We start from the raw sequence: 13,077 nt of genomic DNA on the forward strand, positions 1-13,077 counted from the left end.
TAATTTCTAAGTGAGTTTGAGCATATGACCGAGATCGAATGGTGGGATTACGAGGACACCGAGGAGCTCGCAGCCGCGGTTGCCGGTGACATCCAGTTCGTCATCGAGAGCGCGCTCGACGCGCGTGGCTCGGCGGTGATCGCGCTGGCGGGCGGCAAGACGCCGATGGCGGCGTATGAGAAGCTCGCCCAGGCCAAGCTCGACTGGAAGAAGGTCACGATCATCCCCGGCGACGAGCGGATCGTGAAGCTGGGCGATCCGATGTCGAACGTCACCGCGCTTGCCAAGATCTTCCTGCCCAAGGGCGCGCGGGTGAAGCCGATCGTTCCCGATGCGATCTCCGACTACAAGGCGGCGGGTCGCTCGGCGGATGCGCTGATGCAGGACCTGCACTGGCCGCTCGACTTCTGCCTGCTCGGCATGGGTACCGACGGCCATACCGCGTCGATCTTCCCCGGCCCCGATTTCGACGAGGCGCTGAGCGGTCCCAAGGAACGCCGCGCGGTGGGCGTGATGCCCGAGCCGCTGCCGCCCGAGGCGCCGGTCGCGCGCGTCACCCTGTCCGCCGCGGCGATCGCGTCGTCCAAGGCGCTGATGATCATGATCACCGGCGAGGAGAAGAAGACGCTGCTCGAACAGGCGATCGAGCAGGGTCCGTCGTCCAAATATCCGATCGGGCGCGTGCTGGCCGAGGTCGAGCTGCCCGTCGACATCCACTGGGCCGCCTGAGATGCTGAACGCCGTCGTCTCCGCGGTCACCGACCGGATCATCGAACGGTCGCGCGACAGCCGCGCCGCCTATCTCGCGCTGATCGACCGCGAGGGCGAGGCGCAGGTGCGCCGGCCGTCGCTGGGCTGCGCGAACCTCGCGCATGCCTATGCGGGGACCGAGGAGGACCGCGATGCGATGAAGGCCGATGCCGGCATGAACATCGGCATCGTGACGGCGTATAACGACATGCTGTCGGCGCACGCGGTCTATTACCGCTATCCCGAACTGATGAAGGTCTGGGCGCGCGAGGCCGGCGCGACCGCGCAGGTCGCGGGCGGCGTGCCGGCGATGTGCGACGGCGTGACGCAGGGCTATCCGGGGATGGAGCTGTCGCTGTTCAGCCGCGACACGATCGCGCTGAGCACGGCGATCGCGCTGAGCCACGGCACGTTCGAGGGCGCGGCTTTGCTCGGCATCTGCGACAAGATCGTGCCGGGGCTGCTGATGGGCGCGCTGCGCTTCGGTCATCTGCCGATGGTGCTGATCCCGGGTGGGCCGATGCCGACCGGGCTGCCCAACAAGGCCAAGGCCGCGGTGCGCGAGAAGTTCGCCGAAGGGCTGGTCGGCCGCGACGAGCTGCTCGAGGCGGAGATCGGCGCCTATCATTCGAAGGGCACCTGCACCTTCTACGGCACCGCCAACACCAACCAGATGATGATGGAGGTCATGGGCCTCCACATGCCGGGCGCGGCGTTCGTCAATCCGGGCACCAAGCTGCGCCAGGAACTGACGCGCGCGGCGGTCCATCGGCTCGCGAAGATCGGCGCGCGCGGCGACGATTACCGGCCGCTCGGCCGCTGCGTCGACGAGCGTGCGATCGTCAATGCGGCGGTCGGCCTGCTCGCGACGGGCGGGTCGACCAACCATCTGCTCCACGTCCCCGCGATCGCGCGTGCGTCGGGGATCGTGATCGACTGGGAGGATTTCGATCGCCTGTCGGCCGCGGTGCCGCTGATCGCGCGCGTCTATCCCAACGGCTCGGCGGACGTGAACGCGTTCGAGGCGGCGGGCGGCATGCCCTATGTGATCCGCGAGCTGCTGGGCGAAGGGCTGCTCCACGGCGACATCATGACGATCGGCGGACAGGATCTGTCGGCCTATGCGAAGACCGCGGTGGTCGCGGACGGTGCGCTCGAATGGCGCGACACGCCCGACAGCGGTGACGAGACGATCCTGCGCCCCGCAACCGCGCCGTTCTCGGCGGATGGCGGCATGCGGATCCTCGCGGGCAATATCGGCCGCGCGTGCATCAAGGTGTCCGCGGTCGAGCGCGATCGCTGGATCGTCGAGGCGCCCGCGATGGTGTTCGACGACCAGCTCGACGTGATCGAGGCGTTCAAGCGCGGCGAGCTGGAAAAGGATGTCGTCGTCGTCGTCCGCTTCCAGGGGCCGCGCGCGAACGGCATGCCCGAGCTGCACAAATTGACCCCGCCGCTGGGCGTGCTGCAGAATCGCGGGTTCAAGGTGGCGCTGGTCACCGATGGCCGCATGTCGGGCGCGAGCGGCAAGGTGCCGTGCGCGATCCATTGCTCGCCCGAAGCGCTGCTCGACGGCGCGATCGGGCTGATCCGCGACGGCGACATGATCCGCGTCGATGCGGTCAACGGCACGCTGGAAGCGCTGGTCGATGCGGATGTGTGGGCGACGCGTGAGATGGTGACGCTGCCACCCGCGGTCAGCGGCATGGGTCGCGAGCTGTTCGGCATGTTCCGCGGGCTGGCCGACGAGGCCGAAAAGGGCGCGTCGGCGATGCTGGCGGGCGCGGGGCTTTAAAGCCCGCGCGAACCGTTCGTTCCGGGCGATGTCCTTCGACTGCGCTCAGGACGAACGGCGATAAGAGATCAAGGATCGGGAGAGACCAATGGAAATCGTAGCGGCAGATATCGGCGGGACGCATGCGCGCTTTGCGATTGCCGAGGTCGAGAATGGCCGCGTCGTCAAGCTGGGCGAGCCGGTGACGATGAAGACCGCGGACCACGCATCGCTGCAGACCGCCTATCAGGCGTTCGAGGCGGGGCTGGGACGGCCCCTGCCCCGCGCGCTGGGCATCGCGGTCGCGTCGCCCGTCGCCAACGACGTGATCCGGCTGACCAACAATCCGTGGATCATCCGCAAGTCGCTGATCACCGAGCGGCTGAACGCGGACCAGTGGGTCGTCGTCAATGATTTCGGCGCGGTCGGCCATGCCGTCGCGCAGGTCCCCGACAGCGACTTCATCCATCTGTGCGGTCCCGACACGCCGTTGCCGTCCGAGGGGATCACCACGATCTGCGGGCCGGGCACCGGCCTGGGGGTCGCGCAGCTGCTGCGCAACCGCGACCGGTACCAGGTGCTCGAGACCGAGGGCGGCCACATGGACTTCGCCCCGCTCGACGGGATCGAGGACGCGCTGCTCAAGCGGCTGCGCAAGACCTTCACGCGCGTTTCCGCCGAGCGCGTCGTCGCCGGGCCGGGGATCGTCGCGATCTACGAGACGCTGGCCGAAATGGAGGGGCGTTCGGTGCCCAGCCGCGACGACCGGACGATCTGGACCGAGGCGATCGACGGCACCGATTCGATCGCGCTCGCAGCGCTCGACCGCTTCTGCCTCGCGCTCGGCGCGGTGGCGGGCGATCTCGCGCTCGCGCAGGGCGCCAAGGCGGTGGTGATCGCGGGCGGGCTCGGCTTCCGGATCAAGGACCGTCTGGTCCGCTCGGGCTTCGACCAGCGCTTCGTCGCCAAGGGCCGGTTCCAGACGATGATGGCGGCGATGCCCGTCAAGCTGATCACCCATCCCCAGCCCGGCCTGTTCGGCGCCGCGGCGGCCTTCGCACAGGAACACACCCAATGACCGTCACAGCCTTGCCCACCATTGCAAACATCATGCAGACCAGCGCCGTCATCCCGGTGCTGGTGATCGAGGACGCGGCGCTGGCGCGTCCGCTCGCCGAGGCGCTGGTCGCGGGCGGGCTGCGCGTGCTCGAGGTGACGCTGCGCACCGGCGCCGCGCTCGAGGCGATCGCCGAGATGAAGAAGGTCGAGGGCGCGATCGTCGGTGCGGGCACCGTCGTCAACACGCGCCAGTTCGCCGAGGTGATGGACGCGGGCGCCGAGTTCATCGTCTCGCCCGGACTGACCGAGCGGCTCGCCACGCCGATCATCGAGAGCGGCGTGCCGTTCCTGCCGGGCATCGCCAATGCGGCGGACATCATGACCGGGCTCGACCTCGGCCTCACGCATTTCAAGTTCTTCCCGGCGGAGGCGAGCGGCGGGCTGAAGGCGCTGAAGGCGCTGGCGGCGCCGTTCTACCAGGCGCGCTTCTGCCCGACCGGGGGGATCACCGAGGCCAGCGCGCCCGAGTGGCTGGCGTTCAAGCCGGTGCTGTGCGTCGGCGGGAGCTGGGTGACCGGCGGCACGATGGCCGAGATCGAGATGAAGGCGCGCGCGGCCAACGCGCTGCGGGGGTAAGGATCGGACGTGCGGCACTGGTGCCCACGTCCCCCCTTCCCATTCGTGCCGAGTAGAGACCGAGTAGCCCCGATGGGGCGTATCGAGGGCTCGTATCGAAGCACCGCTTATCCGAAGAGCGGGTATCGACGGAGGGGGCCCGTGCGCCAATTGTCCCTCGATACGCCGCTTCGACTTCGCTCAGCAGCTACTCGGGACGAACGGGGTGGCTGAGCGACCCGGCGTCATGGTGTCAGGCGCCGAGGGGGCGATTACATCTCGCCGCGGGCCTTGCGGATTGCGTACCATTTGCGGACGTTGGCGTTGTGCTGGTCGAGCGTGTCGGCGAACACATGGCCGCCGGTGCCGTCCGCGACGAAATACAGCGCCTGGGTCTGCGCCGGGTCGAGCACCGCGTCGATCGAGGCGCGGCCGGGATTGGCGATCGGGCCGAGCGGCAGGCCGGGGCTGGCATAGGTGTTGTAGCCGTTCTTCGCCTGCAGTTCGGAACGCAGGATGCGGCGGCCGAGCGGGCGACCCTTGGTGATCGGGTAGATGACGGTCGGATCCGCCTGAAGCGGCATGCCGACGCGCAGGCGGTTGCCATAGACCGCGGCGACCATGCGACGCTCGGACGGCTTGCCGGTTTCCTTCTCGACGATCGAGGCGAGGATGATCGCCTGTTCGGGGGTCGCCACCGCGATGCCCGGCTTGCGCGCCGCCCAGGCCTTGGCGAGATAGGCGGTCATCGCCGACTGCATCTGCGCGACGACCGTGGCGCGCGTGTCGCCGCGCTCGAACGCATAGCTGTCGGGCAGGATCGAGCCTTCGGCGGGGACGGGCACGGTGCCGGTCAGGCCGTCGGCCTTCATCAGCGCGTCGTGGACGAGGACCGAGGGATAGCCCTCGGGGACCGCGACGAGCCGCTGGACGACCTTGCCGCCCTGCATCAGTTTCAGGATGTCGGACGGGCTGGCCTGGGCGGGGATGCGGTATTCGCCCGCCTTGATCGGATCGCCCGAGCCGAAGATGCGCGCGTAGAGACGGAAGCGGCTGGCGGAGCGGATCGCGCCGGCCTTTTCGAGTTCGGTCGCGGCGGCGGTGAGGCTGGATCCTTGCGGCACCTGGACGGTGAGCGTGCGTGCGGCCGGGCCGGCGCCGCCCCAGCCCTGGACGACGAGGAACAGCGCGACGATCGCCACGAGGGCGAGGATCACTCCGAAACAGCCGACCTTGCGCATTCTCACCCCTTGTGTCCCCGCGAAGGCGGGGACCCAGTCTGGACCCCGGCCTTCGCCGGGGAACAGGTTACTTTACCAGCGTCATCACGAGCGAGGCGTTGGTGCCGCCGAAGCCGAACGAGTTGTTCAGCACCGCGCGGACTTCGCGCTTCTTGGCGACGTGCGGCACGAGGTCGACGCCGATGCAGCTGTCGCTCGGATTGTCGAGGTTGAGCGTCGGCGGCACGATCTGGTCGCGCAGCGCGAGGATGCAGAAGATGCTCTCGACCGCGCCCGCGCCGCCGAGCAGATGCCCGATCGCCGACTTGGTCGACGACATCGACAGACCCGAGATCGCATCGCCGAACAGCCGGCGGACCGCGCCCAGTTCGAGCTCGTCGCCCATCGGCGTCGAGGTGCCGTGCGCGTTGATGTAGTCGATGTCCTCGAGCTTGAGGCCCGACTTCTTGATCGCCATCTGCATCGAACGGAACGCACCGTCGCCTTCGGGATGCGGTGCGGTGACGTGATAGGCGTCGCCCGACAGGCCATAGCCGATCACCTCGGCATAGATCTTCGCGCCACGCGCCTTGGCGTGTTCATATTCCTCGAGCACGAGCACGCCCGCGCCCTCGCCCATCACGAAGCCGTCGCGGTCCTTGTCATAGGGACGCGAAGCCTTTTCGGGCGAATCGTTGAAGTTTGTCGACAGTGCGCGCGCCTGGGCGAAGCCGGCGATGCCGAGCGGGCAGACGGTGCCCTCCGCGCCGCCCGCGAGCATCACGTCGGCATCGTCCATCGCGATCATCCGCGCGGCGTCGCCGATCGCATGCGCGCCGGTCGAGCAGGCGGTGACGACCGCATGGTTCGGCCCGCGCAGACCATATTTGATCGAGACCTGACCCGAGATCAGGTTGATCAGGCGGCCGTGCACGAAGTGCGGCGAAACGCGGCGCGGCCCCTTGGTGTGGAGGACGATCGATTCGCTCTCGATGCCCGGCAGGCCGCCGATGCCCGAGCCGATCGACACGCCCGCGCGCCAGCTTTCCTCGACCGTCATCTCGGTCAGGCCGGCGTCTTCGAGCGCCTGGCCCGCGGCGTCGATGCCGTAGATGATGAAGGGATCGACCTGGCGCTGGACCTTGTGGTCGACGCGCTTGGCGGGATCGAAGCCATATTCATGGTCTGCGGGCTTCACCTCGCAGGCGATGCGACAGACCTGGTCCGACGCATCGAACCGGGTGATCGGGCCCGCCCCCGACTTGCCGGCGAGAATGTTCGCCCAAGCCGTTTCAACATCGGCCCCCAGGGGGGTGACCAGGCCTAGCCCGGTTACGACGACACGCCGCATGACCTCAAACTCCACATGCTTCCAAAACGAAACGGCTCCCCGCCCTCTTAGCCCAAGGACGGGGAGCCGCTCAGATCATAGCCACCAGGGCAAGCCCGACGGATCGGACCTCAAGCCCTGATCAGGCCTTGTGCTCGTCGATATAGGTGATCGCGTCCTTGACGGTCGCGATCTTCTCGGCCGCGTCGTCAGGGATCTCGACGCCGAATTCTTCTTCGAACGCCATGACCAGCTCGACGATGTCGAGGCTGTCGGCACCCAGATCGTCGATGAAGCTCGCATCTTCGGTCACCTTGTCGGCTTCGACGCCGAGATGCTCGACGACGATCTTCTTCACGCGGTCTGCGGTCTCGCTCATGTTCGTTCCCTCTATCTTTGGGGGTTTTTACCAGTTCCTGAACGCCCGTAGAACGGGGTCCGTTTCGTGGCAAGGGTCAGTTCATCGCCTTGCCGGGTCGCTTTGCGCGATTGCGGGCGAAAACCGGGTGTTAGCCCGGCTCATGCCGCGGATCCGTGACGTCAGATCATCGCCATCCCGCCATTCACGTGCAGCGTCTGCCCGGTGACATAGCCCGCCTCGCGGCTGGCGAGATAGACGATCGCGGCGCCGATGTCCGCGCCCTCGCCCAGCCGGCCGGCCGGAATTTTCGTCGTCAGCGCGGTCTTCTGCGCGTCGGGGAGCGCGTCGGTCATCGGCGAGGTGATGAAGCCGGGGGCGACGCAGTTGACGGTGATGCCGCGGCTGGCGAGCTCCTGCGCCATCGATTTCGACATGCCGATCAGCCCCGCCTTCGACGCGGCGTAATTGGCCTGGCCGGGATTGCCGGTGACGCCGACGATCGAGGTGACCGAGATCATCCGGCCGAAGCGCGCCTTCATCATCGGCTTGGCGGCGGCGCGCATCAGGCGGAACGCGGCCTCGAGATTGACGCGGATGACGCTGTCCCACTCGTCGTCCTTCATCCGCATCGCGAGATTGTCGCGGGTGACGCCGGCATTGTTGACGAGGATGTCGATCTTGCCGAGCTTCTCGACCGCTTGGGGGACGAGCGCGTCGACCGCGGCGGGGTCGGACAGGTCGCAAGGGAGCGCGACGTGATCGCCGCCGAGGGTGGCGAGGAAGGCGTCGAGCTTGGCGGCGTTGGAGCCGGATATGGCGAGGCGCGCGCCCTGTGCGGCGAGGGCTCGGGCGATCTCGGACCCGATCCCGCCCGATGCGCCGGTGACGAGGGCGGTCATGCCTGTGAGGTCGAACATTCTAGTCTCCAGTAGATTGGTTCACGCGGAGACGCGGAGACGCGGAGGGGCGATGGTCATTGACGATCCGTCGCACCCCTTCCTTGAGCGTCGCGCCACCGAAGTTGATAAGCAGCCCGACGGGCTGTTTGGTGAGGCGTAGATAGGTGAGCAATTGCTTGCCGTGGACTGCGTTCAGTTGCTCTACCGATTTGATTTCCACCAAGAGGCGCTCGTCGACGAGGAGGTCGATGCGAAAGGCCGCTTCGAAGCGGGTCCCGTCGAATTCGATGTCTACCGGTCGCTGCCGCGCCACTTGGTAACCCAGACTGGCGAGCCTACCCGCCAGCACCAGTTCGTAGACGCTTTCGAGAAGACCCGGACCCAGAGCACGGTGAATCCGAACGGAGAGATCGAGCACATCGCCGCTGATCTGATCGATCTCTCTCAAATCTTCTCTCCGCGGCTCCGCGTCTCCGCGTGATCACATCTTCTTCACGAATTCCTCGATGTCGTCCATCGTGATGACGCTGGTGGTTTCGGCGTCGGGGGCGGTGCGTTTTACCATGGGGGCGAGGACCTTGCCGCCGAATTCGACGAAGTGGCCGACGCCCGCTGCGTGCATCGCGAGCACCGATTCGCGCCAGCGGACCATGCCGGTGACCTGCTGGACGAGCAGGTGGCGGATCGCGCCGGGGTTGGCCACGGCGACCGCGTCGACATTGGCGAACACCGGCACCAGCGGCGCGCGGAGGTCGGCGTCGAGGAGTGCGGCTTCCATCGCCTCGGCGGCGGGCTGCATCAGCGGGCAGTGGAACGGCGCGGAGACCGGGAGCAGGACCGCGCGCTTGGCACCGAGATCCTTGGCGAGGCCGATCGCCTTCTCGATCGCGAGGCGGTGGCCCGAGATCACGACCTGCGACGGATCATTGTCGTTGGCGACGGTGCAGACCAGCTCGGCCCCGCCCTCGGCCAGGATCGAATCGACCGCGGCGCCGGCGATCAGCTGCGCCTTTTCGAGGTCGGTGCCGAGCAGCGCGGCCATCGCGCCCTCGCCCACCGGCACCGCCGCCTGCATCGCCCGGCCGCGCAGCTTCAGCAGCCGCGCGGTGGTCGACAGGTCGAGCGCGCCCGCGGCGCAGAGCGCGGTATATTCGCCGAGGCTGTGCCCTGCGACATAATCGGCCTTGTCGGCGAGGCGCAGACCGCCCTCCTTCTCGGCGACGCGCAGCGTGGCGATCGCGTTCGCCATGATCGCGGGCTGCGCATTCTCGGTGAGGAGTAGGTCGTCGGCCGGCCCCTCGCTCATCAGCCGGAACAGATTCTGGCCGAGCGCCTCGTCGACTTCGGCGAAGACCTCGCGCGCGGTGGCGCTGGCATCGGCGAGCGCCTTGCCCATGCCGACAGACTGGCTCCCCTGGCCGGGGAAGATGAACGCGCGCATGACCTCTCCTCTTTGAAGCGGGCGGACTAGAAAGGTGTGGCCCGAGTTGCAACCGCGCGAACCTGAACGGACCCGGCGGGTTTGCGACAAAATGCGACCAATTCGCGACCCCTGCGACAAGCGCCTGCGACAAGCGGCCCCCAGATTATGGAGGACGCCGCAGCATCGGCGCCGTGTTTCAACGGGAGAGTATCATGAAGACGTTCATCCTCAGCGCGCTTGCCGCCACCCTCGTCGCCAGCCCGCTGCTGGCCGCCGCTCCGGCCGAGGCGCAGCAGCGCCGCGAAGTGACCACCGTGCGCCAGAACAACAATGGCCGCACCGTCGTCACCAAGCGGACCACCGTCCGCCCGAACCAGTATCGCAATTTCCGCACCGGCCAGCGGTTCGACCGCCGCTATGCGCAGAACTACCGGGTGATCACGACCTACCGCAACTATCGCCTCGCCGCCCCGCCGCGTGGCAGCCAGTGGGTCCGTTCGGGTCGTGACGCGCTGCTGGTCAACGGCCGCGGCAATGTGGTCCAGGTGCGCGGTGGCGCGTTCCGGTAATCGCGCCGTCAGGGTCGTAACCAACCTTGCCTTTCCCCGCTAATCGGGTAAGGGCCATCACAACCGGGGTGAGGGATTCGCGTCCCTTGCCCCGGTTTGCATTCTAGACGACAGCCGGAGGGGTGCACGCATGGGGCGTGTATCAGCGATCGGCCAAGACGAAGGACAAGACATGGCTCTTTACGAGCACGTGTTCCTTGCGCGCCAGGATCTGGCACAGGCGCAGGTGGACGCTCTGGCGGAAATCGCCACCAAGATCGTGAACGACAACGAAGGTCGGGTCGTAAAGACCGAGAACTGGGGCCTGCGTTCGCTGGCGTACAAGATCGCCAAGAACCGCAAGGCGCACTATGTGATGCTCGAGATCGATGCCCCGGGCAACGTGATCGCAGAGCTGGAGCGCCAGACGCAGATCAACGAAGACATCATCCGTTACATGACGGTCAAGGTCGACACGCTCGAAGAGGGCCCGACCGTGATGATGCGCAAGTCGGACCGCGACCGTGAGCGTCGTGGCGACCGCGAAGGTGGCCGTGAAGGCCGTCCTGACCGCGGCGATCGTCCGGACCGTGGTCCCCGTCGTGACCGCGAAGAGGGAGCTGAATAATCATGGCACGTCCATTCTTCCGCCGCCGCAAGAGCTGCCCGTTCTCTGCCAAAGACGCTCCCCGGATTGACTATAAGGACGTCCGGTTGCTGCAGGGCTTCGTGTCCGAGCGTGGCAAGATCGTCCCGTCGCGTATCACTTCGGTGGCCGCAAAGAAGCAGCGCGAACTGGCCCAGGCCATCAAGCGTGCGCGTCATCTGGGCCTGCTGCCCTACATCGTTAAGTAAGGAGCGCCCCCATGGACGTCATTCTGCTTGAGCGCGTCGAAAAGCTCGGCGCCATCGGCGACGTGGTGAAGGTCAAGGACGGCTATGCCCGTAACTTCCTTCTCCCGAACAAGAAGGCGCTTCGTTCGAACGAAGCCAACCGCAAGGTTTTCGAAGCGAACCGTGCGCGGATCGAGTCGGACAACGCATCGCGCCGTGCCGATGCCGAGACCGAAGCGAAGACCTTCACCGACGCGAGCGTGACCCTGATCCGTCAGGCGTCGAACACCGGTCAGCTCTACGGTTCGGTCGCGGTTCGCGATCTGGTCGATGCGCTGGTGGCCGATGGTCACAAGGTCGGCAAGTCGGCGATCGTGCTCGACAAGCCGATCAAGGCGATCGGCGTGTACACCGTCAAGGTTGCACTCCACCCCGAGGTGTCGGTGTCCGTCAAGGTCAACGTCGCCCGGTCGCCGGAAGAAGCCGAGATGCAGGCTCAGGGCGTCGACGTCATGTCGTCGATGTTCGAGCGTGACGAGGCTGGCTTCGTCGAGGATTACGATCCGAACGCAGAGCCCGGCGCGACCGCCGAAGCCCCGCGCGACCAGGAGGAAGAGGCACAGGGCTAACCCCCTCGCCTTTCCTGGCCGACACGAAAAAGGCCCGTCCGGAGCGATCCGGGCGGGCCTTTTCATGTCTGCGGCAGGAACGCCAGCGGTTCAGGGGCAGGTGACGCAAGCGCCGACCATCGCGGCGAGGGGGACGAGCGCGAAGATGACGGGGAGGATCTGTTTCATGGCCGGCGAACTCTATGAAAAGGGACGCGGCGATAATGCCCAAGGCCAGCGAAAGGTTGCGGGCAGATGAACCGCGCGGCGCGGCGAACCGGCGGCATTCACCCCGCCCCCTGCTCCACCGCAGAAGACGCACATTCTGGCCAAAATCGATTGTCAGCGCGCGATTGTGATCGCTGAGTGCAGGTTCCAGTTTTTGGAAAGGTTAAGAAAATGCGTACGAGTCTCCAGAAATATCCGACCGTTGCCCTCCTGCTGATCGGGTCGATCGGGCTGGGCGGTTGCGCCACCAAGGGCTTTGTCCGCGAGCAGATCGCGACCGTCAACACGCGCATCGACGGCATGGACGGCCGCCTGCGGACCGTCGAGGGCACGTCGGGCGAGGCACTGACCCAGGCCCAGGCCGCAGCCGGCCAGGCGCAGCAGAACGGCCAGCGGATCGACCAGATCAACGGTCGCGTCGACGGCATGGAGCAGAAGATGCAGCAGCAGATGCAGCAGCGCCAGCGCAAGCCGCGCGGCTGAGCCTGACCCTGCTCCATGCCAATACCCGGGACGGCTTTCGCCGCGCAGGATCGCCATCGTGAGAGGATCGTGCGCGTGAGAGGGCCGTTACCGGGACGGTACCGGGCGGCGGCGCTTGCCGGCCTGGCGCTGGCGCTCGTCGCCGCGCCGGTGCCGTCGGCGGCCGCTGCCGGCGCCAAGGTCGCCGCGAAGACTGGTGGCAAGGCTGGTGGCAAGGCGGGTGGCAAGACGCGCGCGAAGCCGCGGCGCGGGGCGGCGGTGGCCGCTCCGGTCTTGCCGCTCGCGCTGCCGCTGCTGTCGCCGGCCGCGGACCAGATCGTCGCCTGGGTCGCGGCGGCGAAGGACAATGCCGGCCTGCCCTATGCGGTGATCGACAAGCAGGCAGCGTCGCTGCTGCTGTTCGATGCGAAGGGCGCGTATCTCGGGCAGACGCCGGTGCTGCTCGGCGTCGGGATCGGTGACGATTCGTCGCCCGGCGTCGGCGCGAAGGATCTGGCCGAGATCGGCCCCGCCGAGCGGACCACGCCCGCGGGCCGGTTCGTCACCCGCTTCGGGCGCGCGTTCGGACGCCAGTCGGTACTGTGGGTCGACTATGCCAATTCGGTCGCGATCCATGCGGTGATCACGACCCACAAGAAGGAACGCCGGGTCGAGCGGCTGGTGTCGCCGAGCCCGGAGGACAACCGGATCAGCTTTGGCTGCATCAATGTCGGCAGCAAATTCTATACCGGACAGCTGAGCCCGCTGTTCCGCCGCAAGGGCGGCGTGGTGTATATCCTGCCCGAGAGCCGGACGCTCGACGACGTGTTTCCGCGGGCGCGGCTGCTGCCCTATCTGAAGCCGACGCCGGTCGCGGCGACCCCTGGTGCGGAAAGCGAACCGACATGATCCTGCTCTGGCTCGCCGCGGTGGCCGCTGCCCCCGCTCCTGCCCCCGCCCCCACTC

The 13,077-nt window shown here is 67.2% G+C and carries 16 protein-coding genes; 10 read left to right on the plus strand and 6 right to left on the minus strand.

What is annotated here, in order from left to right; genetic code table 11:
- Positions 1–24 precede the first annotated feature (24 nt).
- The 4 genes from pgl to eda all read left to right on the plus strand — a co-directional run bounded on the left by pgl (position 25) and on the right by eda (position 4,219).
- Positions 25–729 carry a 6-phosphogluconolactonase gene (gene pgl / locus GV027_RS04060; protein ID WP_031396120.1) on the plus strand — a complete coding sequence of 235 codons (705 nt, stop codon included), beginning with the start codon at positions 25–27 and terminating at the stop codon, positions 727–729.
- 1 nt (position 730) lies between these two features.
- On the plus strand, positions 731–2,545 hold the full coding sequence (edd, locus tag GV027_RS04065; protein ID WP_159511066.1) for a phosphogluconate dehydratase: 1,815 nt from the start codon (positions 731–733) through the stop codon (positions 2,543–2,545).
- 88 nt (positions 2,546–2,633) lie between these two features.
- Positions 2,634–3,602, plus strand: coding sequence for a glucokinase (gene glk, locus GV027_RS04070; protein WP_056681283.1), 969 nt, complete (start codon positions 2,634–2,636; stop codon positions 3,600–3,602).
- The gene (eda, locus tag GV027_RS04075) at positions 3,599–4,219 is read left to right on the plus strand and encodes a bifunctional 4-hydroxy-2-oxoglutarate aldolase/2-dehydro-3-deoxy-phosphogluconate aldolase (RefSeq protein ID WP_159511067.1); all 621 of its coding nucleotides are present in this window, start codon (positions 3,599–3,601) and stop codon (positions 4,217–4,219) included. The genes glk and eda overlap by 4 nt, the downstream gene beginning before the upstream one ends.
- 251 nt (positions 4,220–4,470) lie before the next feature.
- Here eda and mltG read toward each other — a convergent pair whose 3' ends face one another.
- From mltG to fabD, 6 genes are all read right to left on the minus strand, one after another.
- Positions 4,471–5,439: an endolytic transglycosylase MltG gene (gene mltG, locus GV027_RS04080; protein ID WP_159511068.1), complete on the minus strand. Its 969-nt coding sequence runs from the start codon at positions 5,437–5,439 to the stop codon at positions 4,471–4,473.
- A 67-nt stretch (positions 5,440–5,506) separates the two neighbouring features.
- The gene (fabF, locus tag GV027_RS04085) at positions 5,507–6,769 is read right to left on the minus strand and encodes a beta-ketoacyl-ACP synthase II (protein WP_031440820.1); all 1,263 of its coding nucleotides are present in this window, start codon (positions 6,767–6,769) and stop codon (positions 5,507–5,509) included.
- A gap of 121 nt (positions 6,770–6,890) precedes the next feature.
- On the minus strand, positions 6,891–7,127 hold the full coding sequence (locus GV027_RS04090) for an acyl carrier protein (RefSeq protein WP_031393971.1): 237 nt from the start codon (positions 7,125–7,127) through the stop codon (positions 6,891–6,893).
- Between the two features lie 161 nt (positions 7,128–7,288).
- Positions 7,289–8,026, minus strand: coding sequence for a 3-oxoacyl-[acyl-carrier-protein] reductase (gene fabG, locus GV027_RS04095; protein ID WP_031440821.1), 738 nt, complete (start codon positions 8,024–8,026; stop codon positions 7,289–7,291).
- Between the two features lies 1 nt (position 8,027).
- Positions 8,028–8,456, minus strand: coding sequence for a GxxExxY protein (locus tag GV027_RS04100; protein ID WP_159511069.1), 429 nt, complete (start codon positions 8,454–8,456; stop codon positions 8,028–8,030).
- A gap of 33 nt (positions 8,457–8,489) precedes the next feature.
- Positions 8,490–9,449, minus strand: a complete 960-nt coding sequence (gene fabD, locus GV027_RS04105; RefSeq protein ID WP_159511070.1) for an ACP S-malonyltransferase — start codon at positions 9,447–9,449, stop codon at positions 8,490–8,492.
- Between the two features lie 194 nt (positions 9,450–9,643).
- Here fabD and GV027_RS04110 point away from each other — a divergent pair, with 194 nt between their 5' ends.
- The 6 genes from GV027_RS04110 (at position 9,644) to GV027_RS04135 (ending at position 13,020) form a co-directional block, all read left to right on the plus strand.
- Entirely contained in the window at positions 9,644–10,000 is a 357-nt protein-coding gene (locus GV027_RS04110; protein ID WP_037528667.1) for an RcnB family protein, read from the plus strand.
- Between the two features lie 172 nt (positions 10,001–10,172).
- Complete coding sequence (rpsF, locus tag GV027_RS04115) at positions 10,173–10,607, plus strand: 30S ribosomal protein S6 (protein WP_031393977.1); 435 nt, start codon at positions 10,173–10,175, stop codon at positions 10,605–10,607.
- A 2-nt stretch (positions 10,608–10,609) separates the two neighbouring features.
- Positions 10,610–10,834 (plus strand): 30S ribosomal protein S18, encoded by a 225-nt coding sequence (gene rpsR, locus GV027_RS04120; RefSeq protein ID WP_031393978.1) that lies wholly within the window; start codon positions 10,610–10,612, stop codon positions 10,832–10,834.
- A gap of 11 nt (positions 10,835–10,845) precedes the next feature.
- The gene (gene rplI, locus GV027_RS04125) at positions 10,846–11,442 is read left to right on the plus strand and encodes a 50S ribosomal protein L9 (protein WP_031440825.1); all 597 of its coding nucleotides are present in this window, start codon (positions 10,846–10,848) and stop codon (positions 11,440–11,442) included.
- Between the two features lie 378 nt (positions 11,443–11,820).
- Positions 11,821–12,132, plus strand: coding sequence for a hypothetical protein (locus tag GV027_RS04130; protein WP_031393980.1), 312 nt, complete (start codon positions 11,821–11,823; stop codon positions 12,130–12,132).
- 75 nt (positions 12,133–12,207) lie between these two features.
- Positions 12,208–13,020 carry a hypothetical protein gene (locus GV027_RS04135; RefSeq protein ID WP_159511071.1) on the plus strand — a complete coding sequence of 271 codons (813 nt, stop codon included), beginning with the start codon at positions 12,208–12,210 and terminating at the stop codon, positions 13,018–13,020.
- Positions 13,021–13,077: the final 57 nt, after the last annotated feature.

The sequence above is a fragment of the Sphingomonas sp. T1 genome (assembly GCF_902506585.1).
In the GTDB taxonomy this organism is placed as follows: domain Bacteria; phylum Pseudomonadota; class Alphaproteobacteria; order Sphingomonadales; family Sphingomonadaceae; genus Sphingomonas; species Sphingomonas aerolata.

What these genes read in the sequence shown, in the direction of transcription:
- pgl (WP_031396120.1), top strand. Translation starts at nt 25, where the DNA reads ATGACCGAGATCGAATGGTGGGATTACGAGGACACCGAGGAGCTCGCA.
- edd (WP_159511066.1), top strand. Translation starts at nt 731, where the DNA reads ATGCTGAACGCCGTCGTCTCCGCGGTCACCGACCGGATCATCGAACGG.
- glk (WP_056681283.1), top strand. Translation starts at nt 2,634, where the DNA reads ATGGAAATCGTAGCGGCAGATATCGGCGGGACGCATGCGCGCTTTGCG.
- eda (WP_159511067.1), top strand. Translation starts at nt 3,599, where the DNA reads ATGACCGTCACAGCCTTGCCCACCATTGCAAACATCATGCAGACCAGC.
- mltG (WP_159511068.1), bottom strand. Translation starts at nt 5,439, where the DNA reads ATGCGCAAGGTCGGCTGTTTCGGAGTGATCCTCGCCCTCGTGGCGATC.
- fabF (WP_031440820.1), bottom strand. Translation starts at nt 6,769, where the DNA reads ATGCGGCGTGTCGTCGTAACCGGGCTAGGCCTGGTCACCCCCCTGGGG.
- GV027_RS04090 (WP_031393971.1), bottom strand. Translation starts at nt 7,127, where the DNA reads ATGAGCGAGACCGCAGACCGCGTGAAGAAGATCGTCGTCGAGCATCTC.
- fabG (WP_031440821.1), bottom strand. Translation starts at nt 8,026, where the DNA reads ATGTTCGACCTCACAGGCATGACCGCCCTCGTCACCGGCGCATCGGGC.
- fabD (WP_159511070.1), bottom strand. Translation starts at nt 9,449, where the DNA reads ATGCGCGCGTTCATCTTCCCCGGCCAGGGGAGCCAGTCTGTCGGCATG.
- GV027_RS04110 (WP_037528667.1), top strand. Translation starts at nt 9,644, where the DNA reads ATGAAGACGTTCATCCTCAGCGCGCTTGCCGCCACCCTCGTCGCCAGC.
- rpsF (WP_031393977.1), top strand. Translation starts at nt 10,173, where the DNA reads ATGGCTCTTTACGAGCACGTGTTCCTTGCGCGCCAGGATCTGGCACAG.
- rpsR (WP_031393978.1), top strand. Translation starts at nt 10,610, where the DNA reads ATGGCACGTCCATTCTTCCGCCGCCGCAAGAGCTGCCCGTTCTCTGCC.
- rplI (WP_031440825.1), top strand. Translation starts at nt 10,846, where the DNA reads ATGGACGTCATTCTGCTTGAGCGCGTCGAAAAGCTCGGCGCCATCGGC.
- GV027_RS04130 (WP_031393980.1), top strand. Translation starts at nt 11,821, where the DNA reads ATGCGTACGAGTCTCCAGAAATATCCGACCGTTGCCCTCCTGCTGATC.